Annotated in this window: 1 pseudogene; it reads right to left on the reverse strand. The window is 36.7% G+C overall.

Annotated elements, in window-relative coordinates:
* Positions 1-472, reverse strand: a pseudogene (locus tag ACEO2X_RS14170) (RNA-guided endonuclease TnpB family protein); the annotation flags it as partial.

Genomic DNA, 472 nt, shown 5'->3' on the forward strand with positions numbered 1-472 from the left:
TGGCTTTATCAACCAACTTGTGAGTTGCTGTAAATATTAATGTTTTGAGCTTTGCTTTTTGAGTATCTTGTCGCTTATCTAGTTTTTTTCGACCTAGATTATTTAACTCAATTTTCTGTTTCTTGTGCGGTTTGGCTTTAGAAATCGCTCTGAGCTTATTTCTACGTTTGTACTTTTGATTTAGGTAGTCTGATTCACTTGAGATCAATTTACCTAAACCATTGCCATATACTTCACCATCAGAATCCACAAAGGCTTCTGAATAACCTTTATCAACACCTACGGTTTCCTGACCACAATCCTGTGTTTCAACTGCATCATAAGTTGAGTGAACTTCAACATTACCGTTTTTTAGAATGATTCTAAGTGTGCCTTGTGGCGCAAAATCAACAGTGGTGTTTAGTGGAATTTTAATGGTTTGTCGAGGGACTAGACTCGGCACTTTAAGCCAACATTGACCATTTAACTCAAA

Origin of the sequence: Acinetobacter sp. AL9 (assembly GCF_041464035.1) — a bacterium.
GTDB lineage: Bacteria > Pseudomonadota > Gammaproteobacteria > Pseudomonadales > Moraxellaceae > Acinetobacter > Acinetobacter towneri.